20 protein-coding genes are annotated in these 23,008 nt (G+C 54.1%); 7 read left to right on the top strand and 13 right to left on the bottom strand.

The window, feature by feature from the left end; all coding sequences use genetic code 11:
- Positions 1–27 precede the first annotated feature (27 nt).
- From ACXIZX_RS17235 to msrP, 13 genes are all read right to left on the bottom strand, one after another.
- Positions 28–1,053 carry an amino acid ABC transporter substrate-binding protein gene (locus ACXIZX_RS17235; protein WP_008105971.1) on the bottom strand — a complete coding sequence of 342 codons (1,026 nt, stop codon included), beginning with the start codon at positions 1,051–1,053 and terminating at the stop codon, positions 28–30.
- Between the two features lie 544 nt (positions 1,054–1,597).
- Positions 1,598–1,894: a DNA-binding transcriptional regulator Fis gene (gene fis / locus ACXIZX_RS17230; protein ID WP_007891954.1), complete on the bottom strand. Its 297-nt coding sequence runs from the start codon at positions 1,892–1,894 to the stop codon at positions 1,598–1,600.
- 24 nt (positions 1,895–1,918) lie between these two features.
- Positions 1,919–2,884: a tRNA dihydrouridine synthase DusB gene (dusB, locus tag ACXIZX_RS17225; protein ID WP_479404628.1), complete on the bottom strand. Its 966-nt coding sequence runs from the start codon at positions 2,882–2,884 to the stop codon at positions 1,919–1,921.
- Between the two features lie 310 nt (positions 2,885–3,194).
- Positions 3,195–3,938 (bottom strand): carbonic anhydrase, encoded by a 744-nt coding sequence (locus tag ACXIZX_RS17220; protein WP_479404627.1) that lies wholly within the window; start codon positions 3,936–3,938, stop codon positions 3,195–3,197.
- A 115-nt stretch (positions 3,939–4,053) separates the two neighbouring features.
- Positions 4,054–4,782: a carbonic anhydrase gene (locus ACXIZX_RS17215; RefSeq protein ID WP_479404626.1), complete on the bottom strand. Its 729-nt coding sequence runs from the start codon at positions 4,780–4,782 to the stop codon at positions 4,054–4,056.
- A gap of 203 nt (positions 4,783–4,985) precedes the next feature.
- Positions 4,986–5,867: a 50S ribosomal protein L11 methyltransferase gene (prmA, locus tag ACXIZX_RS17210; protein ID WP_479404625.1), complete on the bottom strand. Its 882-nt coding sequence runs from the start codon at positions 5,865–5,867 to the stop codon at positions 4,986–4,988.
- Positions 5,868–5,878: 11 nt separating this feature from the next.
- Complete coding sequence (panF, locus tag ACXIZX_RS17205; protein WP_479404624.1) at positions 5,879–7,324, bottom strand: sodium/pantothenate symporter; 1,446 nt, start codon at positions 7,322–7,324, stop codon at positions 5,879–5,881.
- Positions 7,314–7,556: a YhdT family protein gene (locus tag ACXIZX_RS17200; RefSeq protein WP_179452027.1), complete on the bottom strand. Its 243-nt coding sequence runs from the start codon at positions 7,554–7,556 to the stop codon at positions 7,314–7,316. Before ACXIZX_RS17200 ends, panF begins: the two co-directional genes overlap by 11 nt.
- A 72-nt stretch (positions 7,557–7,628) precedes the next feature.
- Complete coding sequence (gene accC, locus ACXIZX_RS17195) at positions 7,629–8,978, bottom strand: acetyl-CoA carboxylase biotin carboxylase subunit (protein ID WP_008101999.1); 1,350 nt, start codon at positions 8,976–8,978, stop codon at positions 7,629–7,631.
- A gap of 11 nt (positions 8,979–8,989) precedes the next feature.
- Positions 8,990–9,460: an acetyl-CoA carboxylase biotin carboxyl carrier protein gene (gene accB / locus ACXIZX_RS17190; RefSeq protein WP_008101997.1), complete on the bottom strand. Its 471-nt coding sequence runs from the start codon at positions 9,458–9,460 to the stop codon at positions 8,990–8,992.
- A gap of 21 nt (positions 9,461–9,481) precedes the next feature.
- Complete coding sequence (aroQ, locus tag ACXIZX_RS17185) at positions 9,482–9,934, bottom strand: type II 3-dehydroquinate dehydratase (protein ID WP_007891972.1); 453 nt, start codon at positions 9,932–9,934, stop codon at positions 9,482–9,484.
- 232 nt (positions 9,935–10,166) lie between these two features.
- Positions 10,167–10,769 (bottom strand): protein-methionine-sulfoxide reductase heme-binding subunit MsrQ, encoded by a 603-nt coding sequence (gene msrQ, locus ACXIZX_RS17180; protein WP_479404623.1) that lies wholly within the window; start codon positions 10,767–10,769, stop codon positions 10,167–10,169.
- A complete protein-coding gene (gene msrP / locus ACXIZX_RS17175; RefSeq protein ID WP_008101993.1) occupies positions 10,770–11,774 on the bottom strand; it encodes a protein-methionine-sulfoxide reductase catalytic subunit MsrP in 1,005 nt (334 codons plus the stop codon). It lies immediately after the preceding gene.
- Between the two features lie 324 nt (positions 11,775–12,098).
- Here msrP and csrD point away from each other — a divergent pair, with 324 nt between their 5' ends.
- The 7 genes from csrD to yhdP all read left to right on the top strand — a co-directional run bounded on the left by csrD (position 12,099) and on the right by yhdP (position 23,001).
- On the top strand, positions 12,099–14,045 hold the full coding sequence (gene csrD, locus ACXIZX_RS17170) for an RNase E specificity factor CsrD (RefSeq protein ID WP_479404622.1): 1,947 nt from the start codon (positions 12,099–12,101) through the stop codon (positions 14,043–14,045).
- Positions 14,046–14,355: 310 nt separating this feature from the next.
- Positions 14,356–15,399 (top strand): rod shape-determining protein MreB, encoded by a 1,044-nt coding sequence (gene mreB, locus ACXIZX_RS17165; protein WP_007891976.1) that lies wholly within the window; start codon positions 14,356–14,358, stop codon positions 15,397–15,399.
- Positions 15,400–15,555: 156 nt separating this feature from the next.
- The gene (gene mreC / locus ACXIZX_RS17160) at positions 15,556–16,590 is read left to right on the top strand and encodes a rod shape-determining protein MreC (protein ID WP_008101989.1); all 1,035 of its coding nucleotides are present in this window, start codon (positions 15,556–15,558) and stop codon (positions 16,588–16,590) included.
- Positions 16,587–17,075 (top strand): rod shape-determining protein MreD, encoded by a 489-nt coding sequence (gene mreD, locus ACXIZX_RS17155; protein ID WP_008101987.1) that lies wholly within the window; start codon positions 16,587–16,589, stop codon positions 17,073–17,075. Before mreC ends, mreD begins: the two co-directional genes overlap by 4 nt.
- Positions 17,076–17,083: 8 nt before the next feature.
- On the top strand, positions 17,084–17,677 hold the full coding sequence (locus ACXIZX_RS17150) for a Maf family protein (RefSeq protein ID WP_008101985.1): 594 nt from the start codon (positions 17,084–17,086) through the stop codon (positions 17,675–17,677).
- On the top strand, positions 17,667–19,136 hold the full coding sequence (gene rng, locus ACXIZX_RS17145; protein ID WP_061720203.1) for a ribonuclease G: 1,470 nt from the start codon (positions 17,667–17,669) through the stop codon (positions 19,134–19,136). The genes ACXIZX_RS17150 and rng overlap by 11 nt, the downstream gene beginning before the upstream one ends.
- A gap of 46 nt (positions 19,137–19,182) precedes the next feature.
- Positions 19,183–23,001, top strand: a complete 3,819-nt coding sequence (gene yhdP / locus ACXIZX_RS17140; RefSeq protein ID WP_479404621.1) for an AsmA2 domain-containing protein YhdP — start codon at positions 19,183–19,185, stop codon at positions 22,999–23,001.
- Positions 23,002–23,008: the final 7 nt, after the last annotated feature.

Genomic DNA, 23,008 nt, shown 5'->3' with positions numbered 1-23,008 from the left:
ATGCGGTGCCCGACTGGCAGGACGGAATTAACGAACTGGTGGAGCGTACTGGATACCGCCCGCATTCCACAGCGCATTCTGGCCGCGCTTAATTTTCAGTGCGCTGTCTTTACCGACGTTACGGTCAAACACTTCCTGATAGTTACCCACTTGTTTGATGATGTTGTAAGCCCACTTGTTATCGAGCTTCAGGTCTTTACCGAAGTCACCTTCCGCGCCCAGCAGATGTGCCATATCCGGCGTAGTTGGCTTGGCTACCATGTCATCGACATTTTTAGAGCTGATACCCATCTCTTCCGCGTTCAGCATGGCATACAGTGACCATTTAACGATGGTGAACCAATCGTCATCACCGCGACGCACAACCGGACCCAGCGGCTCTTTGGAGATCACTTCTGGCAGTACGATGAACTCGTCTGGCTTACCAAGTTTAATGCGCAGCGCATACAGCTGAGATTGGTCAGAAGCAAGGGTGTCGCAACGGCCGCTGTCGAGCGCTTTGGCGGATTCGTCAGAGCGGTCAAAGGTCACTGGCGTGTACTGCATTTTGTGGGTTTTGAAGTAGTCAGCCACGTTCAGCTCGGTATCAGTACCGGCCTGAATACACACGGTGGCACCATCCAGCTCTTTAGCACTTTTAAGACCGGCTTTCTGGTGAGTCAGGAAGCCGATACCGTCGTAATAGTTCACGCCTGCAAACAGGAAGCCCATGCCGCCATCGCGCGATGAGGTCCATGTGGTGTTACGAGACAAGATGTCCACTTCGCCAGACTGCAGCGCGGTGAAGCGCTCTTTCGCGGTCAGCGGGGTGTATTTCACTTTGGTTGCGTCGCCAAATACCGCTGCAGCGGCCGCGCGGCACACATCCACGTCAATACCGGTGAATTTGCCGTTAGAGTCAGCATAAGAGAAGCCTGGCAGGCCGTCACTGATGCCGCACTGTACAAAACCTTTCTTCTTAATGGCATCCAGCGTGGTGCCAGCGTGCGCTTGTTGAGCAACGGCTAACAGCGAGGCTGCAGCAACCAGAGTGGAAAGCATCATCTTTTTCATAAAGCATCCTGTGTGGCGATATCGTGTGTTGTTATGTTTGCGCGCACTTTAATGTGCGCTTTTTTCTGTCTGTGGTGGTTAGCCATCCACAACTCTGCAAACCTGATGCCAGGTTTGCAGAATCCTGAATTCTCTGGAAAGATCTTTTAATAAACTGAAGCACTCAGAAGATTCTGGCTAATATGGCGCACCAAAAGGCAGCATGACGAGACGACACGATCACAAATAGTGCAAAAAGTTTCACTATATGGAAACAGTGTGAGCTAACGCTCAGGAGTGGATGTATGAGTTTGCACGCTTACGGTCGAAACGGTTGATGATCACAGAGAGAGCGGGCTGAAGCGTGATGAAAGGATAAATAAGTGCGAAGTAAAATGGAGGAAAAGGCGTTGCTAAGAGGGGCGGGATATCACTGCGGCAATTGCAACTATCGTTACCATTATCGCGCCAATTGTTTCATGCGTTGCTAACGTCAGGAAATTACTCGTGATGCAGAAACAAAAACGCCAGCCGCAAGGCTGGCGTTATCGCAGCAACGAACAGATTAGTTCATGCCGTATTTTTTCAGCTTCTTACGCAGGGTACCGCGGTTGATACCCATCATCAGAGCTGCACGGGTCTGGTTGCCACGGGTGTACTGCATCACCATGTCCAACAGAGGCTGCTCGACTTCTGCCAATACCAGCTCATACAGGTCACTCACATCCTGACCGTTCAGTTGAGCAAAATAGTTCTTCAGTGACTGTTTAACCGAATCACGCAGTGGCTTTTGGGTCACCTGATCCTGAGAGTTAACGGTAGAAACGGTGAGTACGTCAGAATTTACGCGTTGTTCGAACATAGTTCTTTCAGCTCTTTATTTCGTTTACGCAAGATTTTCGAAGTATGCCTCCAACGCCTCCAGCTGTTCGCTGGCATCCTCTATGGCGTTGAATGTGCGCCGAAACTGGTCATCAGGAGCACTTTCCTGCAAATACCAGGAAACGTGTTTTCGGGCAATACGGTATCCTTTGCGCTGACCGTAAAAGTCGTGCAGCTCCCGTATATGTCCAATCAGCATTTGCTTCACTTCAGCCAGCGGCTTCGGTGCCAGCAGCTCCCCTGTGTCCAGATAATGCTGGATTTCCCGGAAGATCCACGGTCTTCCCTGAGCGGCACGACCAACCATAAGAGCATCGGCTCCGGTATAGTCGAGCACCGCTCTGGCTTTATGCGGGTCAGTAATGTCGCCATTCGCGATGATCGGAATGGAAACGCTCTGCTTAACTGTCCGAATGCTGTCGTATTCAGCAAATCCCTCAAACAAACAGGCGCGCGTGCGGCCATGAATGGTGAGAGCCTGAATGCCACAGCGTTCAGCCAATTGGGCAATCTCTACACAATTACGATTTTCTTTGTCCCAGCCGGTGCGAATCTTCAGCGTAACCGGTACATCCACTGCATTGACGACCGCGGTGAGAATCGACTCCACCAGTTGCGGATGTTGCAGCAGCGCTGAACCTGCCATCTTACGATTCACTTTTTTGGCCGGGCAGCCCATGTTGATATCGATAACCTGCGCGCCAGACGCCACATTAATGCGCGCGGCAGCAGCCATCTCATCAGGATCGCAACCGGCAATTTGCACGGCGCGGATACCAGGCTCGTCACTATGCACCATACGCAAACGGGATTTGTCACTGGCCCAAACTTCCGGGTTCGACGACATCATCTCGGAGACAGTCATACCGGCGCCGTTCTCATAACACAGGGTGCGAAATGGCTTATCGGATACTCCGGCCATAGGCGCAGCAATGAGTCGATTACGTAGCTGATGTTGTCCAATGCGCATGAAAAAGAAGTGACCCTAACTGTTCGCAAGGCGGCGTATATTACGCATTTTTTAAAGAAGATGAAAGGCCAAACTTTGAACAATTCGCCGTTAGAGAACAGGGAAATCAACTTATCAGGCACAAGGAAAGGTATTAATCTTTATATTTCATATGATTAAAAAAATATGCTTAAATTGTGTACAAAAATTTTTCTCAAAACATGACCGAAATCACAACATAAAAACCGCCACTTCAGGTAATTAGCCAGAGAAATGACGGTTGTTTGATTATTAATTGTACTAATTTATAAGCGTAAGGGTTGTCAGATCATCATTCGACAATCAGTCGACCATGTAATGGTTGCAGGGGGCGATTATTACTGTTTTTCAGCGCCAGTTGGAAATCGTGCAACTGTGATTGTGAGAGCGTGACGGGATGCTTCATGACCAGCCAGCGTAAACCCTCGGTGCAGGGTGGAGTAGTGAGCGATCCACTAAAACGATAATAATGGCGATCCTCTGGGAAGAGAGGTTTTAAATCCATGCGCTGTTTAACGACCACTTCCTGATTTATCTGCTTAGGCATGGCAGCAATAATCGGATTGAGGGCGGTGTTCTCTTTCCCCACCTCGAACATCACGGCGATGACCGCTATTTCCCCATCTTCATTTGCGTGAACGAAATGCGCTTCGAACGGATAAGAGTGGCCGTCGATTTGATTCTCACTCGGGGTATGGAAATGATATTGCTTGAGGCGGAAGGTTTCGCCATCCAGCATAAAATCATCTTCATCATCCACTTTCACTTGCAGTGTGTGCCCGTTGTTGACCAGGTTTTCTGCTGCGGTGTGAAACTCTAGCTTAAGGGGCGGCAGTCGACCTTCGATGGTATGGCGAATATCAATTGGCGACTGAAACTTGCCGTTATTGCAGGTCTGGAAATCAGCAGAGAGTTCGGCCCAATGATCTGGACCAGCGCTGCCTTCATAGCTCCAGTGTGGTGCGGAAGGGGAAGAGGTTGCGTGCGCACCAATGCTGTAAGCCAACATTACGCTAAGTAAAAGGGAGGTTTTCATTCTCAATCTCAGTAATAAGAATACCGGCAAGCGGCGTGCCGCAGATATTACGTGGCGATGAGAAAATGACTACCCTGTAACCGACGTCACAGGGTAGAACCAGACCGGGCTTGGGTTATTCGATGATCACGCGACCATTCAGCGGTTGTACTGGACGGCTATTACCATGTTCTCCCAGTAAACTGGTGAACTTTTTCAGCTGTTCAGCCGATGCATAAACCGGTTGCTTAAGTACCAGCCAGCGTACGCCTTCGGTGCAGGGTGGCGTAGTGAGTGAACCGCTAAAGCGATAGTAGTGTTTATCGCCCGGAATTAATGCACTGAGGTTGAGAGAGTGCTTCAGGGCCATTTCCTTATTCACTTCTGCAGGCATTTCACGCAGGATTTCTGCCAGCGCAGGGTTTTCTGCGCCAGCTTCAAACATCACGCCAACCACAGCTAAATGACCATCCTTACTGGCATGAACAAAATGCGCCGCCATCGGATAGCGTTTGCCATCAATTAGGTTTTCACTAGGGGTATGGAAGTGGAATTGGCGCAGCGTAAAGTCTTCACCATCGAGCTTAAGGGCATCACCCTCTTTCACATTAATTTGGATGGTGTGGCCATTATTGACGATCGACTCTTTCCTGGCTTGATAGCTCAACGTAAGCGGCGGAAGCTGACCATTTACTGCCTGACGTATGTCGACAGGTGATTGATTTACGCCACTTTTGCAGGTCTGAAAGTCGGTGCTTAAATTGCCCCATTCAGCCGGAGCTTCATAAGACCAGGCGGTATCATGGGCATGCGTGTAGGAAGCCATGCTCGAAAGCAAAGCGAGTAAACAAAGTTTCTTTTTCATAGTCCATTACTTAAGCGATTTATCGACGTGTAATGCCACAAAGGCATTGCCAGCAGGGATAGCGCTATCGCCTGGAGCAGGATTGTAATGACTAATATGTAAAGAAACAGCAGTAGATCAGAAGCGCCTGAGGTTTGAGACTGGTCTCAAGCCAAATGGTTACATGCCAGGCATTTAGTGCGCTGGCATGGGGAATGAGATGATTAACGACGTACGCCAGTGATGCGGCACCACTCTTCTTTCTCGGCAACCGGATCAAGTTCAAATTGTTCGGCGTAGGCTGCACATACACCTTCCGCCTGGCTCGCTAATACCCCAGACAAACCAAGATGCCCACCCGCTTTTGGCAGTACGCTAATCAGCGGCGCCAATTCGCGCAGCGGACCGGCGAGGATGTTGGCGACGACCACGTCAGCCTGCAAGTTATCAGGCTGCTGATGAGGCAGATAAAGCGCCAGACGCTCAGAGACGCCATTACGTTCGGCATTATCGCGGCTGGCCTGAATCGCCTGCGGATCGATATCAATACCGATCGCCTGCGCTGCGCCTAATTTTAGTGCGGCAATAGCGAGAATGCCGGAGCCACAGCCAAAGTCGATCACCGTTTTGCCTTGCAGATCCAGGCCATCAAGCCAGGTCAAACACATCGACGTGGTGGGGTGCGTGCCGGTACCAAACGCGAGCCCCGGATCCAGCATCACGTTGACGGCATCTGGATCCGGCACATCGCGCCAGCTTGGGCAGATCCACAGACGCTCACCGAAACGCATCGGGTGGAAGTTATCCATCCATTCACGTTCCCAATCTTTGTCTTCGATCTGCTCGATCTTGTGGCGAAACGCGGATCCCAGCAGCGGGTGCTGACTTAATTCGGCCACCACATCGCTCATCTCGGTTTCAGCGTCGAACAGGCCGATGACATCAGTATCGCCCCAAAGCAGCGTTTCGCCTGGCAGCGGCTCATAAACCGGATTGTCGTGCGTATCCTGGAAAGTGACCGACACGGCGCCAACATCCATCAGCGCATCGCTCAGGGTTTCGGCGTTTTCGCCGGTGCTGTTAATTTTGATTTGAATCCAAGGCATAGCGTTTCTCTTTATTCCAGTGCAGCTGCATGCGTTGCAGGCGTGCGGCCAAACAGATTACCCACCAGGAAGGCCAGCAGGCTTAAGGTCAATGACGGAACGATTGGGTGGAAACCCCACCACTCAATTTTCAGGCTGGCAAGCAGCGTGTAGCATCCCGCGCCGACCAGCATGCCGCTGATCGCACCGGTAGAGTTGGCGCGCTCCCAATACAAGCCCAGCACCAGCGGCCACAGGAACACTGCTTCAAGGCCACCAAATGCCAGCAGATTCAGCCAGATAATCATATCGGGCGGATTCCACGCCGCCAGCAGCAGTAGCACGCCAAGCACGAAAGTGATAGTGCCTGACAGCATGCGCAGGCGCGCCTCATTTTCACTGTGCTGCGGTGCAATACGCAGGTAGAGATCTTTGATCAGCGTAGCGGAGGATTGCAGCAGCTGCGCGTTAATGGTCGACATAATGGCCGCCATTGGCGCCGCAAGAAATACGCCCGCCGCCATCGGCGGTAAAACGGTAATCATCAGCGTGGGGATCACGCGATCGGGGATGGTGAGATCGGGCAAAATCACGCGTCCCAGCGCACCGGCCAGATGCATGCCAAACATCAGGATCACCACCACAATAGTGCCGAGTACAATGCCACGATGCATCGCTTTACTGTCTTTATACGAAATACAGCGCACCGCAGTGTGGGGCAGGCCAATCACACCGAAACATACCAGCACCGCAAACGAGCTAAGGAAGGTTGGATTGATGACATTGCCAACGCCTTCCGGCGACGTCAGTTGTGGATCGATGTTATGCATTTTGGTTACTGCGCTTTCCAGCCCGCCCGCCTGGTGAATTACCGCGAAGAGGAGCAGGAAGGTGCCGATCAGCATCACCATGCCTTGCATCGCATCGTTCAGCACGCTGGCGCGGAAGCCACCGAAAGCGGTGTAAAGCGCGATGGTGCCGCCGAAGATGAGCAGGCCGGTGTCGTAAGGAATACCCGCAGCGGTTTCCAGCAGACGCGCGCCACCGATGAACTGCACGGTCATCGCGCCAATAAACGCCACCAATAAACTGATACTGGAGAGCCAAATCAGCAACGTGCTGCCGTAGCGGCCATAAAGCATGTCGTTGAGCGTCACAGCATTGTAACGACGCGCCAGAATCGCGAATTTCTTGCCTAATACGCCGAGAGAAAGCCAGACGGCGGGCACCTGAATCATCGCCAGCAGCACCCAACCAAGACCATATTTATAGGCTGCGCCGGGGCCGCCAATAAACGAACTGGCGCTGATGTAAGTGGTGGTGATGGTCATCGCCAGCACAAAGCCGCCCATCGAACGGCTGCCGAGGAAGTATTCGCTCAGGAAGTTGCCCTGACGCTGCTTGCGCATCGCAAACACCGACAGTGCGGCGATCAGCACCAGATAGGCCAATAGCGGAAGAATGATTTCAGAGTCCATCGTTATCCTCCAGCGACATGTCGCGGAACAGCACGCGCACCATCAGCCAGCACAACACAATAAACAGCAGCGGGGCGAACATACACGAAAGCTCGAACCATCTTGGTAAGCCAAAGAAGCCGATCTCATTGCCGCCCAGCCAGGCAGAAAGTCCCCAAACGGCAAGGTAGGCCAGAGTCAGATAAAACGACCAGCGCGCCTCTTTGTTCGCTTGTAAAAAACGCCAATCCATTATGTAACCTCAAAGGCGACAAAAATGAAAAAGGCCGGAGTTAACCGGCCTCTGTCTTGCTCTGCGCTGCGATTACTTCTCTTGCAGGCCGAGTTTTTTCTCCAGATAGTGGATGTTGGTCCCACCCTGCTGGAAGTTTTCGTCGGACATGATTTTCATCTGCAGCTCAATGTTGGTCTTGATGCCGTCGATGATCAGTTCCGCCAGCGCATTTTTCATGCGCGAGATTGCCACGTCACGGTTTTCACCGTAGGTAATCAGCTTACCAATCATGGAATCGTAGTACGGTGGCACGCTGTAACCGGCATAGATATGCGATTCCCAACGAACACCGAAGCCGCCCGGCGCGTGGAAGCGGGTGATCTTGCCTGGGCTTGGCAGGAAGGTATTCGGATCTTCGGCGTTAATACGACATTCCACCGCATGGCCACGAATTACCACGTCTTCCTGTTTAATCGACAGCGGCTGACCAGCAGCAATACGCAGCTGCTCTTTGATCAGATCGACACCGGTGATCATTTCAGTCACCGGATGCTCAACCTGAATACGGGTGTTCATCTCGATGAAGTAGAACTCACCGTTTTCGTACAGGAACTCGAACGTACCCGCACCGCGATAGCCGATGTCGATACAGGCTTTAGAGCAGCGCTCGCCGATGTAGCGACGCAGTTCCGGCGTGATGCCTGGCGCTGGTGCTTCTTCGACGACTTTCTGGTGACGACGCTGCATTGAGCAGTCACGTTCGGCCAGATAGATAGCGTTACCCTGGCCATCGGCCAGCACCTGAATCTCGATGTGGCGTGGATTCTCGAGGTACTTCTCCATGTAAACCATGTCGTTGTTGAAAGCCGCTTTGGCTTCCGCTTTCGTCATGTTGATGGATTGCTCAAGATCCTTGTCGCTGCGCACGACGCGCATACCACGACCGCCGCCGCCGCCGGAAGCTTTGATGATCACCGGATAACCGATGCGCTTAGCGAAGGCACGGTTTTTTTCCATGTCGTCGGTCAGCGAGCCATCAGAACCTGGCACGGTTGGTACGCCGGCTTTCTTCATGGCGGTAATCGCAGACACTTTGTCGCCCATCAGGCGAATGGTGTCGGCTTTCGGGCCGATGAAGATAAAGCCTGAGCGCTCAACCTGCTCGGCGAAATCGGCGTTCTCAGAGAGGAAGCCGTAACCCGGGTGAATAGCGACCGCGCCGGTAATTTCAGCGGCGGAGATCAGTGCCGGGATGTTCAGGTAGCTTTTGACCGAAGGTGGCGGGCCAATGCAGACGGTTTCGTCCGCCAGCAGCACGTGCTTCAGGTCACGGTCCGCGGTGGAGTGCACGGCAACAGTCTTAATGCCCAGCTCTTTGCAGGCACGCAGAATGCGCAGCGCGATCTCACCACGGTTAGCAATGACAATTTTATCCAGCATGCTTCGCCTCGTTATTCGATGATGACCAGCGGCTCGTCAAATTCAACCGGTTGGCCGCTTTCGACCAGAATCGCCTTCACAACGCCGGATTTGTCGGCTTCGATCTGGTTCATCATTTTCATCGCTTCAACGATGCACAGGGTGTCGCCGGCATTCACTTTCTGGCCAACTTCAATGAAGGCTTTGGCGTCTGGGCTTGGGGTGCGATAGAAGGTACCCACCATCGGTGAACGCACGATGTGGCCACTGATTTCTGGTTTAGCGGCTTCTGCTGCAGCCGGTGCGGCAGGTGCCACAGCGGTCGCCAGCGCAGGCTGCTGCTGCATCATTGGCGCAGCATAAGCTTGCTGCATCATTGGGTAGCCGGCATTTGCAGGTGAACGGCTGATACGAACGGACTCTTCGCCCTCGGAGATTTCCAGCTCGGAGATGCCAGACTCTTCAACCAGTTCGATCAGTTTCTTAATTTTACGAATATCCATGAGTGTGGTTCCGTACTCTGTTTAATTGGAATGTGACAGGCGTTTTACTGCCGTTTGTAAAGCCCACGAGTATCCATCAGCGCCAAGTCCACAGATGACGCCGGCAGATACATCGGAAAGATAGGAGTGATGTCGGAACGGTTCGCGTGCATGCACGTTCGAGAGATGCACCTCAATAAAAGGAATGCTAACCGCCAACAGGGCATCACGCAGTGCAACGCTGGTATGCGTAAACGCAGCAGGATTGATGATGATGTAATCCACGTTGCCGCGGGCTTCGTGAATACGGTCAATCAACTGAAACTCTGCGTTCGATTGCAAATGACTCAATTTCACATGGTGCTGATCGGCCTGTTGCGTCAGATCGCCGACGATTTGCGCCAGCGTGGTGTGACCATACTTATCAGGCTCGCGCGTTCCCAGTAAATTCAGATTGGGACCGTTCAAAAGCAGTATGTGAAATTTGTGCGCCATCTTGCTGCTATCTCCTGCAATCAGTAAGGCATCGCGTAAAATACCGCGCCATCTTGCGTTTGTCACCCTTGAGGATGAAAAAGAAGACTTCGCTTGCAATAAAGCCGGGCATTATATCCGTTTCGTCGACATTCGCAGCAAAATACTGGTCTTATCTGCGAAGTTGATCGAATGCGGCCCGAAGGCCACACTTTTTAACAGATCTCGCGGGAGGAACACAACCGTGCGGGGATTATCTGGAGAGAAGTTTACGCAACTTATTGTAACGCCACGCTAACAGCGCAATGGCCAGCACAGCGTAGATGACCGGCTGCGGGGACAATACTTTCACAGACCAAAGATAGTGGATAGGCGCGAGGATCGCGACCAGATAGACGGCGTTATGCAGCGTTTGCCAGCGACGACCTAGTTTGCGCTGCATGCGTTGAAATGAGGTGATGGCGAGGGCGAAGAGGATAGTCCAGCTGATCATCCCCAGTAACAAATAAGGACGAGAAACCAACTCGCTGCCGAGTAAACGCAGATGATCGTAGCCAAGTTCCAGCAAGTAGTAGCTGGTGAGATGCAAACTAGCCCAGGCGAAACACCACACGCCGAGCAGGCGGCGCGTACGAATCAGCAGCGGCTGTTTCAGGTAGCGCGTTAATGGGCTGACCAGCAGCGTGGCAAGCAGCAACTTCAGCGCCATTCTGCCGGTAAAATGCTGGATATCTTTCGCCGGATCGGCGCTCAGCCAGCCCTGACTCGCCGCCATAAACAGATAAACAAACGGCAGAAAAGCCGCCAGATGCAGCACGACTTTTAACGCGGTAATGTGGCGTAAAGTGAGGCGCACTTAATAGTTCTCCCGTAAATCCAGCCCGCGATACAGTGAAGCCACTTCTTTCGCGTAGCCGTTGAACAGCAGCGTAGGTTGGCGATCAACCTTCAGAATGCCGCCCGCGCCAATAAAGCGTTCGGTAGCCTGCGACCAGCGCGGATGATTCACATGCGGGTTCACATTGGCATAGAAACCGTACTCATTGGCGGCGATCTGGCTCCAGGTGGTTGGCGGACGATCGTGCGTCAGCGTGATTTTCACAATCGATTTAATCCCTTTGAAGCCATATTTCCACGGCACCGTCAGGCGAATCGGCGCACCATTCTGCGGCGGCAGCGCTTTGCCATATACGCCGGTACTCAGCAGCGTCAGCGGATGCATCGCTTCATCAAGCCGCAAGCCTTCTACATAGGGATAATCCAGCCCGCCGCCGATAAAGCGATCTTTCTGACCGGGCATTTGGTCAGGTGCATACAGCGTTTCAAACGCCACATAGCGTGCATTGCTGGTGGGTTCAGCCAGTTTTAGCAGCTTGTTGAGCTCGAAGCCGACCCACGGAATCACCATCGACCAGGCTTCGACGCAGCGCATGCGATAGATGCGCTGTTCCATCGCGAAACGCTTGAAGATGTCATCCATATCCAGCGTGATCGGTTTGGCAACTTCTCCTTCAATGCGCAGTTTCCATGGATCGGTTTTAAGCGTGCCAGCATTGGCGGCAGGATCGGCTTTATCCAGACCAAATTCATAGAAGTTATTGTATCCCGACACCTTATCAAACGGTGTGAGCGGCAAATCGGCCTGCCATTCGGCCGGTTTAGTGAAATCTAAGTCTCTGCCAGCTGGCGCGGGCGGGCGGTTATTGCCTTTAAACCAGCTCAGCACATCGGCTTGCGCCGTGCCTGGCAAACTGGCTGCTGCTGCGCCTAATCCCAACGCTTTCAGCACCTGACGGCGGCGCATATTAAAGACGCTTTCTGGCGTGACGTCGGCTTCTGTGAGCAAGTGCTTCAGGTTCATGACGTTCTCCTGTGAATAGTAAGTTATAACCAGCATGCTCAACTTAAGCGTCAGGCGCGAACTTGCGGGGAAAAATGTGAAATTTCCTGGCAAAACACACTCTTTGAGAATAGGACGAAAAAGCCCGTAGCAAAGTCAGGCCATCACGGTTTAACGCTATACTCGCGCCGTAGCGCTTATCAAGCTGTGTTATGTGCGATTTTGATGCCAGTCTGGCGCTGAATCACACCTTGATTTGTGCTATTTTGCTCAGGTTTGCGCAAGTGGTCAGAGTGGCGCCAACGGATTAACACCGTTCATAACCGCAGTGATGCAGGCACAGGGATGCGATTAACAACTAAATTTTCTGCGTTTATTACCTTATTAAGCTTACTAGCGATGATATTGATGCTGGTGGGCTGCGCTTTTAGTTTTATCTGGCTCTCGCAGCAACGTGTGGAAACGCGCATGCAAACGCTGGCGACGGAAGTGGATAAAGCCCTGGCTTCACAATCGCCGCAGGAGATCACGCAGTGGCTGACGCGCATGATGCCGGTGGTCAATGCCGAACAGATGCAGTTGCTGAATGGCGATACCTTAGTGTTCAGTTTAGCCCGCCACGAAAATCCGATGTTAGAGGATGAGCCCAATCGCTTTGTGCAGTTCGATTTGCCACTGACGCATTCGCCGGGCCTTGAACTGCGCGTAGTGGTGCTCGATCCCGCCAAAACCCTGTTTCGCTCCTTTACCGGCACTTATACGCTGGTGGTCCTGTTTACTGTCGTCGCTATCATGTGTGTGCTGCTGGTTATGACCAACCGCTGGCTCAATCGGCGCTGGCACAATATGGAACAACTAGAAGCGCGCGCCGATCGCATTCTGGCCGGGGAACGCCGCTCGCCGGATGAGCATGCAGCGGAGTGGCCGCCGAAAGCCAGTCGCGCCATCGATACACTTCTGGGCGATTTGCAGGAAGCGGGCGAGCAGCGTTTACGTATAGATACCTTAATTCGCACCTTTGCGGCGCAGGATCCGCGTACCGGTCTCAACAATCGCTTGTTCTTCGATAACCAGTTGGCGACGTTGCTGGAAGATCAGGAAGATGTCGGCACGCACGGCGTGGTGATGATGGTGCGCCTGCCGGATCTCGATACGCTGCACGAAACCCTCGGCCCAACGCTGGTGGAAGAGTATCTGTTTGACCTGATTAATATGCTGTCGACCTTTGTGCTGCGCTATCCAGGCGCATTGCTGGCACGTTACTTCCGCAGTGATTTCGCCGTCTTGCTGCCGCATCGCACTTTAAAAGAAGCCAACAGCATTGCCGACCAACTGATCAATGCCGTCGATTCACTGCCGCCGATGCGCATGGTCGATCGCGATGATTTGATCCACATCGGCATCAGCGCGTGGCGCAGCGGACAAAGTGTCTCGCAGGTGATGGAAAATGTGGAGATGGCCACGCGGCGTGCGGCATTGCAGGGCGGTAATAGTTGGTCGGTTGGCGAGGGCAATACGCTGGACATGGGGCGCGGCAGCGTGCGCTGGCGGACCTTGCTGGAGAACACGCTCAATCGTGGTGGCCCGCGAATGTACCAAAAACCGGCGGTGCTGCTGGATGGAAAAGTCCATCATCGCGAATTACTGACGCGCGTGTTCGATGGCGACAAAGAAGTGGTGTCGGCGGAGTTTATGCCGCTGGTGTTGCAGCTAGGTATGACCGATAGCTGGGATCGCCAACTGGTGACGCGCATTGCAGCGCTCTCTGAAATGTGGCCGGATGAAACCCTGGCACTACCAGTGAATATTGACTCGCTGTTGCAGCGGCCTTTCCAGCGCTGGCTGCAAAAACTGCTGCTGCAGTGCAGCAAATCGCAAAGAAAACGTTTTTTATTTGAACTTGCTGAGGCCGATGTTTGTCAACACATCAGCCGTTTAGTGCCGGTTTTCCATATGTTAACGGCATTTGGCTGTCGCATTGCGGTGGATCAGGCCGGATTGACGGTGGTGAGCAGCGCTTATATCAAGCAATTCCCGATTGAAGTGATTAAACTTGCGCCGGGTTTGGTACGCAACATTGAGCGACGTACCGAGAACCAGCTGTTTGTGCAGAGTTTGCTGGAAGTGTGTAAGTCATCACCAACGCAGGTTTTCGCCGCTGGCGTGCGTACGCGCGCGGAGTGGCAAACGCTGTCGGGATTGGGTGTTTCTGGCGGGCAGGGCGATTTCTTTGCGCCCTCGTTGCCGGTCAACAGTAATGTAAAGAAACACTCGCAACGTTATCGAATTTAAACCTTCAGCGCGCGAAGTGCGGGCTGAAGGCTGTTTTTATCGCTTATTAGTGCCGGAGCGCGCGATGCTGGCGGCTGGAAATGTTAGATTTTATGTCGAAATTTGCCCGCTATCGCCGGGAGAATTTAGGTTAAAACGGCGTGTTAACGCCATTTAACTGCGGCTAAAGACCCTACGATCAGGCCAAAAAAGTATTCAGCGTATTTTTTCACCGAAGCAGAACGTTTTTGCGCCTTGTAGCGGCTTCGCGTGGTTGGTAAAGTAGGCGGATTTTATTTTCCGCCCCCAGCTTGCAGGATTATCCCTTAGTATGTTTAAAAAATTTCGTGGCATGTTTTCCAATGACTTGTCCATTGACCTGGGTACCGCGAATACCCTGATTTACGTGAAAGGACAAGGCATCGTGTTGAACGAGCCTTCTGTGGTTGCCATTCGTCAGGATCGTGCCGGCTCCCCAAAGAGCGTAGCGGCTGTCGGTCATGACGCTAAGCAGATGCTTGGCCGTACGCCGGGCAACATCGCTGCTATCCGTCCTATGAAAGATGGCGTTATCGCCGACTTCTTCGTCACCGAAAAAATGCTGCAGCACTTCATTAAGCAAGTGCATAGCAACAGCTTTATGCGTCCAAGCCCACGTGTGCTGGTCTGCGTACCGGTGGGTGCGACCCAGGTTGAGCGTCGTGCCATTCGTGAATCTGCACAGGGTGCAGGCGCGCGTGAAGTCTTCCTGATTGAAGAGCCAATGGCTGCGGCGATTGGTGCAGGTCTGCCGGTTTCTGAAGCAACCGGTTCGATGGTGGTTGATATCGGTGGTGGTACCACTGAAGTAGCAGTGATCTCGCTGAACGGCGTGGTTTACTCCTCTTCTGTGCGTATTGGTGGTGACCGCTTCGATGAAGCTATTATTAATTATGTCCGCCGCAACTACGGTTCACTGATCGGTGAAGCGACTGCGGAGCGCATCAAGCACGGCATCGGCTCTGCTTATCCGGGCGATGAAGTGCACGAGATTGAAGTGCGCGGCCGTAACCTGGCAGAAGGTGTGCCACGTGGCTTTACACTGAACTCGAACGAGATTCTTGAAGCGCTGCAGGAACCGCTGACCGGTATCGTGAGCGCGGTGATGGTTGCACTGGAACAGTGCCCGCCAGAGCTGGCTTCTGACATCTCCGAGCGCGGCATGGTGCTGACCGGTGGTGGCGCATTGCTGCGTAACCTCGATCGCCTGCTGATGGAAGAGACCGGTATTCCGGTGGTCGTGGCAGAAGATCCGCTGACCTGCGTAGCACGCGGCGGTGGTAAAGCATTGGAAATGATCGACATGCATGGCGGCGATTTGTTCAGCGAGGAGTAATTCCTCAACGGCTAAGGCCCTGGTCAAATTGCGCAGGGAATAGCGCCTATGCTGACGCTGCTGCTGCAACGCACGACGGCGAGATGCGTCCAGCCCTGGAGGCGTTGGCTATACGGCTAACGCTTCTTCCCTGATGTCGAGGAACACGCAGAATTTATGAAGCCGATTTTTAGCAGGGGACCTTCCCTGCAGTTGCGCCTCTTTCTGGCAGTCATTGTAGCTATCGCGATTATTATCGCTGATAGCCGCGTGAGCTCCTTTTCCCAGATTCGCAACTACCTGGACACGTCGGTCAGTCCATTTTATTTTTTGGCCAACGGGCCAAGACAACTTCTTGATGGCGTTTCCGAAACGCTGGCGTCACGTCAGCAATTGGAGCTGGAAAATAAAGCACTGCGCCGTGAGCTCTTCCTGAAAAACAGTGACTTGCTGATGCTGGGGCAATATAAGCAGGAAAACGCGCGTCTGCGTGAACTGCTTGGCTCGCCGCTGCGCCAGGATGAGCACAAGATGGTGACGCAGGTGATCTCCACCGGCACCGATCCTTATACCGATCAGGTGGTTATCGACAAAGGCAGCGTAAACGGTGTTTACGAAGGCCAGCCGGTGATCAGTGATAAAGGGGTTGTTGGTCAGGTGGTTGCAGTCGGTCAGGTTACCAGCCGCGTATTGCTGATTTGCGATGCATCGCATGCATTGCCGATTCAGGTGTTGCGTAACGATATTCGCGTGATTGCCGCCGGTAATGGCTGCAGCGAAGATCTGCAGCTGGAACATCTGCCGGGCAACACCGATATTCGCGTCGGCGATGTGCTGGTCACGTCTGGCCTGGGCGGCCGCTTCCCGGAAGGTTATCCGGTTGGCGTGGTCTCATCGGTGAAAGTCGATACGCAGCGTGCTTACACGGTGATTCAGGCGCGTCCAGCCGCTGGCTTGCAGCGTTTGCGCTATCTGCTGCTGCTGTGGGGCGCGGATCGCAACGGCGTAGCACCCATGGCGCCGGACGAAGTGCATCGCGTTGCCAACGAACGTTTGATGCAGATGATGCCGCAGGTTCTGCCGCCAGCAGGCGAAATGGGCCCACCGGCACCGGACACCTTGCAGTCGTCGCAGCAAATGGGGCCACCGCAACCCGCTAATAGCAGTCGTTCGCAAGGGAATTCTGCGAACACACGCGGAGGCCAGCCTTGAGTCGATATCGCAGCCAGGGCCGATGGGTTATCTGGCTGTCCTTTCTGATTGCCCTCATCCTGCAAATCATGCCGTGGCCGGAACAGATCTTCATGTTCCGGCCTTCATGGCTTTTGCTGATCCTGATTTACTGGGTGCTGGCGCTGCCGCATCGGGTGAATGTTGGTACCGGGTTTTTCCTCGGTGGCATCATGGATCTGGTAGCAGGTTCAACGCTGGGTGTGCGTGCGCTGGCATTCAGCATCATCGCGTATCTGGTGGCCTTTAAATTTCAGTTATTCCGAAACTTAGCGTTGTGGCAGCAGGCATTAATGGTTATGGTGCTGTCCCTTGCGGTGGATGTGATTGTTTTCTGGGCAGAATTCCTGGTGATCAACGTCTCATTCCGCCCGGAAATCTTCTGGAGTAGTGTGGTCGACGGCGTCCTGTGGCCTTGGCTATTCTTATTGATGAGAAAGATTCGCCGTCAATTCGCTGTTCAGTAAGGAATACTATGATTAGCCTGTACCTCGCATCCGGTTCACCGCGTCGACGTGAGCTGTTAACGCAGCTTGGTCTGCAATTTGAACGCCTGATTACCCACGTAGAAGAGCAGCGTCAGCCAGAAGAAGCGGCTGAAGCTTACGTGCGTCGTCTGGCGTCAGATAAGGCGCGCGCGGGCGTCGCGGTAGCACCGCAGGATCTGCCAGTGCTGGGTGCCGATACCATTGTGGTACTGAACGGTGAGGTACTGGAAAAACCGCAGGATGCCGCGCACGCCGCCGCGATGCTGAGTAAACTTTCAGGACAAACTCATCAGGTGATGACCGCCGTAGCGCTGGCTGATAAACAGCGTGAACTGGATTGCCTGGTGACCACGGACGTGACCTTCCGCAAGATGACGGCGGAGGAAATTTCGCACTATATCGCCAGTGGCGAGCCGATGGATAAAGCCGGCGCGTACGGAATTCAGGGCCTTGGCGGCAATTTTGTCCGCAAGATTAATGGAAGCTATCACGCCGTGGTGGGATTGCCGCTGGTTGAGACCGGTGAGCTGCTGAGTCATTTTCAGTCACTGCGAGCGTTAAGGGGACAAGATGACGGCTGAACTGCTGGTAAATGTGACACCTTCGGAAACCCGTGTTGCCTACATTGATGGCGGCATTCTGCAGGAAATCCACATTGAGCGCGAAGCACGACGCGGCATCGTGGGCAACATCTATAAAGGACGCGTCAGTCGCGTCTTGCCTGGCATGCAGGCGGCCTTTGTCGATATCGGCATGGAAAAAGCCGCCTTTCTGCACGCCTCCGACATCATGCCGCACACCGAATGCGTGGCGGGTGATGAGAAGAAAAATTTTGTGGTGCGCGACATCGGCGAACTGGTGCGTCCCGGCCAGGATTTGATGGTGCAGGTGGTGAAAGATCCGCTTGGCACCAAAGGCGCGCGCCTTACCACCGACATTACCTTGCCTTCGCGCTATCTGGTGTTCATGCCTGGCGCATCACACGTTGGCGTGTCACAGCGTATTGAGACCGAAGCCGAGCGCGAACGACTGAAAACGGTGGTTGCGGCGCACTGTGACGATCTCGGCGGCTTTATTATTCGTACCGCCGCCGAAGGCATTGGTTCGGAAGAGTTGTCGCAGGATGCCGCTTTCCTGAAACGTTTGTGGACCAAAGTCAGCGAGCGTAAAAAGCGTAATCAGACGCGTTGCCTGCTGTACGGTGAGCTGGCGTTAGCACAGCGCGTACTGCGTGATTTCGCCGGTGCCGCGCTGGATCGCATTCGCGTGGATTCGCGGTTGACCTGCGATTTGCTGGTGGAATTCACCAGCGAATACATTCCGGAAATGGCCAGCAAGCTGGAGCTCTACAGCGGCAAGCAGCCGATTTTTGACCTGTTCGATGTCGAGAACGAAATCCAGCGTTCGCTGGAGCGCAAGGTCGAGCTGAAGTCCGGCGGCTATCTGATCATCGATCAAACCGAAGCCATGACCACGGTGGATATCAACACCGGCGCGTTTGTCGGACACCGTAATCTCGACGAAACCATCTTCAATACCAACATCGAAGCGACGCAAGCTATCGCGCGTCAGCTGCGACTGCGCAACCTCGGCGGCATCATCATTATCGATTTCATCGACATGAGTAACGACGAACATCGCCGTCGCGTGCTGCATTCGCTGGAGAGTGCGCTGAGCAAAGATCGGGTGAAAACCGGCATCAACGGTTTCTCGGCGCTGGGTTTGGTGGAGATGACGCGCAAGCGTACGCGAGAAAGTATTGAACATGTGCTGTGCGCCGATTGCCCGGTGTGCAAAGGGCGCGGCACCTTGAAAACGGTGGAAACCGTCTGCTATGAGATCATGCGTGAAATTGTGCGCGTGCATCACGCCTACGATTCTGACCGCTTCCTGGTGTACGTTTCTCCGGCGGTGGGCGACGCGCTGAAGGGCGAAGAGTCACACGCGCTGGCGGAAGTGGAAATCTTCGTCGGTAAGCAAGTCAAAGTTCATGTTGAACCGCTCTACACCCAAGAGCAGTTTGATGTCGTCATGATGTGATCGTGAGGTTAAGTTCCGTAAGCCAACGGACAGCAAGGAGAGGTGTGTGAGGCGGTTGCCGAGGATTTTGTTACTGCTGCTCGCCGCAATCATCGTAATTGTGGCGCTGCTGGTCAGCGGGTTGCGCCTCGTGATGCCGCACCTCAACAATTATCGCAGCGATATTCTGCAGACGATCTCACGCGTCAGCGGCGTCACGGTCGATGCCAGCGAACTGCAAGGGAAATGGGAGAATTTCGGCCCGACGCTGCAGGTGCGCGATCTCAAAATCTCGATGCAGGAAGATGGTCAACTCACCATCGGCCGCGTCAATCTGGCGCTCAACGTGTGGCAATCGCTGCTGCACTGGCGCTGGCAATTCCGCGATCTCACCTTCTGGCAGCTGCATCTCGAGACCAATCATCCGCTGTTCACCAGCGACGAACAAAAGAACAGCTTCAAACCGGCGCAAATCAACGATCTGTTTTTGCGTCAGTTCGATCACTTCGATCTGCGCGACAGCAGCATTCGTTTTCTGACGCCGTCCGGCCAACATGCCGAACTGGCGATTCCGCGCCTCACCTGGCTGAACGAAAATACCCGTCACCGCGCGGAAGGCGAAGTGAGCCTTTCCAGCTTTACCGGCCAGCATGGCGTGGTGCAGGTGCGACTCGATCTCAACGACAGCAACGGCTTACTCAACGATGGCCGCATCTGGATGCAGGCCGATGATGTTGATGTGCGGCCGTGGATTGGTCCGTGGCTGCGTGACAACACCAGCCTTGAAAGTGCGCGTTTCAGTCTGGCTGCGTGGGCGAATTTACGTGATGGCGATCTCTACGCCGGTGATTTGCTGCTGAGCAAAGGCGGTGCGCGCTGGCGCGGTGAGCAGGGCGATCATCAATTACAGGTCGATGGCTTAACTGCGCACTTGTCGCGCTATCAGAATGGCTGGAGCCTTTCGGTACCGCAAACCCGTTTAACCACCGACGGCATCGCGTGGGCGCCAGGGCATTTTTCTCTGCTGTGGAAGCCGGAAGATAAGCAGATGCTCGGCGCCAACAGCGCGGCGGAAGTGCGCGTGCGTGCCACCCAACTCGACTTAGAACGTCTGGCACCGATCGTGCCGCTGTTTAAGCCACTTTCGCCGACTTTGCTGGATAACTGGCGTTCACTGCAACCGCGCGGCCACATTGATGCGCTGGCGCTGGATATCCCGTTGCAGCAGCCGGAGCAAACGCGTTTGCAGGCGAAGTGGCGCGATCTCGCCTGGCAACAGTGGGAATTGCTGCCGGGTATCAGCAATCTCAGCGGTAGCGCCAGCGGCAGCTTAAATAACGGTTTGCTGGATGTGGCGATGGGCCAGGCGGAAGTGCCGTATGGCGATATGTTCCAGGCTCCGCTGCAAATCAAACAGATCACCGGCCAGCTTAACTGGCTGCGCGATGCCAACGGCTTAACGCTGGATGGACATCAGCTGGATGTGCAGGCGCGTTCGCTGTGGGCGCGCGGCGATTTCCGCTATCAGCAGAATTTGGCTAGCGCGCCGCGCCTTGATATTCTCGCCGGGATTCGCGTCACCGATGCCGGCGATGCGTGGCGCTACTTCCCGCAGCAGCTAATGGGCCACGATCTTACACACTATCTCAGCGACGCGATTAAAGGCGGGCAGGTGGATAACGCCACGCTGCTGTTTGCTGGCGATCCCGCGCTATTCCCGTTTAAGCACAATGACGGCATGTTTGAAGTTTGGGTACCGCTGCGTAACTCCACCTTCCAGTTCCAGCCCGGCTGGCCTGCACTGGAAAATCTCGACATTAATCTCGACTTCCTCAACAACGGTTTGTGGATGAAAGCCGATCAAACCAAGCTCGGCGAGGTTGATGCGCGCAATGTCAGTGCGGTAATTCCGGATTACCTGAAAGAGAAGTTGATCATCGATGGCGATATCAGCGGCGAAGGCAAAAAAATCGCCGACTATTTCGAGCAGACGCCGCTGAAACCAACACTTGGCGCGGCGCTGCAGGAGTTGCAGATTGGCGGCAATGTGCGCGGCAAACTCAATCTCGATATTCCGCTGGATGGCGAGCAGGTGCATGCCAGCGGCAATGTGGTGCTGAACAACAACACACTGCATATCAAACCGTTAAAAACCACGCTGAACAATCTCACCGGCCGCTTCCGTTACAACAACGGCAATCTGGAGAGTGAAGAGTTGCAAGCCAACTGGTTCGGGCAGCCAACCGGGGTGAGTTTTAGCACGCAAGAGAATCCCAACGACTTTGGCGTGAACGTCAAGCTGCTGGGCGATTGGCAGCCAGGTAAACTTAAGGTGCTGCCGGACGCCATCGCGCGTCAGTTAGGTGGCTCTTTACCGTGGCAGGGCAATGTGGATATCACGCTGCCGCACAAAGGTGGCGCGACTTACAAAGTTGCACTGCAAGGCGAAGGCAAAGCAGTAAGTAGTCACTTACCTGCGCCGCTGGATAAAGCGGCCGGTGAAGCGATGCCGATTACCATCAATGCGGAGGGCGATCTAAAAGGATTTACCTTGAGCGGTAGCGTGCGCGAGCACCATCGTTTCAATAGCCGCTGGATTCTGGAGCCGCAGCTGCGTGTTGATCGCGGTATCTGGCTTAACGATGCGAAAAGCACACCGAAGCTGCCGGAAAAACGCGGCATGGAGCTGAATCTCCCGCCGCTGGATGGTGAAGCCTGGATGGGAATGATGGCTGGCGCAGGCAGTTCACGCAATGCGCAAGGCGAACCTGAAGTGGGTGGCGCACTGCTGCCGGGCGACTTCATTCTGCGGACACCGGCGCTAACGCTCGGTGGTCAGCAATGGCACGACGTTAACGCCACCGTCACGCAGGGCGCAGGCGGCAACACGCGTTTGCAGCTGGAGAGCCGTGAAGCACGTGGCAGTTTGCAGACGTCGCAGCAGTCTCCGTGGCAGATCAACCTGAGCTATCTTTACTACAATCCTGAATGGGCCGAGAAAACCAGCGGGAAATCATCGCCGTTTGGCGGTAACAGCAGCAACATCAACTTCAGCAGTTGGCCAGCGTTGCAGCTTAACTGTGATGAGTGCTGGTTGCGCGGACAGAAATTCGGTCACATGCAGGCGAAGCTACAGCCGCAGGGAGATACGTTAGCACTTACTAACGCTTCGATTGATTCTGGCAGCTCGAAGCTCAACGTGGCGGGTGAATGGGTGAATAAACCCGGCGATCAGCGCACTTCACTGAAGGGCAGCCTGAGTGGCGACAATATTAATGACGCCGCCAACTGGTTTGGTATGAACACGCCGCTGCGCGACGCACCCTTCAAACTCGATTACGATTTGCACTGGCGTTCTGCACCGTGGCAACCATCGGTTGAGACGCTGAGCGGTACGCTGAAAAGCCACTTTGGCAAAGGCCAGATCGCCGATGTTAATACCGGTCGCGCGGGACAGCTGCTGCGTCTGTTTAGCTTCGATGCCTTGCTACGTAAGATGCGCTTCGATTTCAGCGATACCTTTAGTGATGGTTTCTATTTCGATTCGATTAACGGCACCGCGTGGATTGAAAACGGCGTGATGCGCACCGATAACCTGCTGGTGGATGGCCTGGAGGCGGATATCGCCATGAAGGGCAACATCGATTTGGTGAAGCGTCAGATCGACATGGAAGCGGTGGTTGCCCCGGAAATCTCCGCCTCGGTCGGCGTCGCCACCGCCTTTGTGATCAATCCGGTGGTTGGCGCAGCGGTGTTCGCGGCCAGTAAAGTGCTGGGGCCGCTGTGGAATAAGATTTCGCTGTTGCGTTACCACATCAGCGGGCCGCTGGATAAGCCTGAAATCAATGAAGTACTGCGCAAACCGCGCGAAGACGATAAGAAGTGAATTTGAC

The sequence above is a fragment of the Candidatus Pantoea symbiotica genome (assembly GCF_056491525.1).
Note: the sequence above shows the minus strand (reverse complement) of the source record. Positions and strands in the feature narration are given on the sequence as shown.

Bases quoted from the DNA above. Each gene is read 5' to 3' on its own strand.
- ACXIZX_RS17235 (WP_008105971.1), bottom strand. From the start codon at position 1,053: ATGAAAAAGATGATGCTTTCCACTCTGGTTGCTGCAGCCTCGCTGTTA.
- ACXIZX_RS17215 (WP_479404626.1), bottom strand. From the start codon at position 4,782: ATGAAAAAGAAACTTTGTTTACTCGCTTTGCTTTCGAGCATGGCTTCC.
- ACXIZX_RS17200 (WP_179452027.1), bottom strand. From the start codon at position 7,556: ATGGATTGGCGTTTTTTACAAGCGAACAAAGAGGCGCGCTGGTCGTTT.
- ACXIZX_RS17150 (WP_008101985.1), top strand. From the start codon at position 17,084: ATGATTAGCCTGTACCTCGCATCCGGTTCACCGCGTCGACGTGAGCTG.
- fis (WP_007891954.1), bottom strand. From the start codon at position 1,894: ATGTTCGAACAACGCGTAAATTCTGACGTACTCACCGTTTCTACCGTT.
- accC (WP_008101999.1), bottom strand. From the start codon at position 8,978: ATGCTGGATAAAATTGTCATTGCTAACCGTGGTGAGATCGCGCTGCGC.
- mreC (WP_008101989.1), top strand. From the start codon at position 15,556: ATGAAGCCGATTTTTAGCAGGGGACCTTCCCTGCAGTTGCGCCTCTTT.
- accB (WP_008101997.1), bottom strand. From the start codon at position 9,460: ATGGATATTCGTAAAATTAAGAAACTGATCGAACTGGTTGAAGAGTCT.
- mreB (WP_007891976.1), top strand. From the start codon at position 14,356: ATGTTTAAAAAATTTCGTGGCATGTTTTCCAATGACTTGTCCATTGAC.
- csrD (WP_479404622.1), top strand. From the start codon at position 12,099: ATGCGATTAACAACTAAATTTTCTGCGTTTATTACCTTATTAAGCTTA.
- panF (WP_479404624.1), bottom strand. From the start codon at position 7,324: ATGGACTCTGAAATCATTCTTCCGCTATTGGCCTATCTGGTGCTGATC.
- msrP (WP_008101993.1), bottom strand. From the start codon at position 11,774: ATGAACCTGAAGCACTTGCTCACAGAAGCCGACGTCACGCCAGAAAGC.
- dusB (WP_479404628.1), bottom strand. From the start codon at position 2,884: ATGCGCATTGGACAACATCAGCTACGTAATCGACTCATTGCTGCGCCT.
- aroQ (WP_007891972.1), bottom strand. From the start codon at position 9,934: ATGGCGCACAAATTTCACATACTGCTTTTGAACGGTCCCAATCTGAAT.
- rng (WP_061720203.1), top strand. From the start codon at position 17,667: ATGACGGCTGAACTGCTGGTAAATGTGACACCTTCGGAAACCCGTGTT.
- prmA (WP_479404625.1), bottom strand. From the start codon at position 5,867: ATGCCTTGGATTCAAATCAAAATTAACAGCACCGGCGAAAACGCCGAA.
- ACXIZX_RS17220 (WP_479404627.1), bottom strand. From the start codon at position 3,938: ATGAAAACCTCCCTTTTACTTAGCGTAATGTTGGCTTACAGCATTGGT.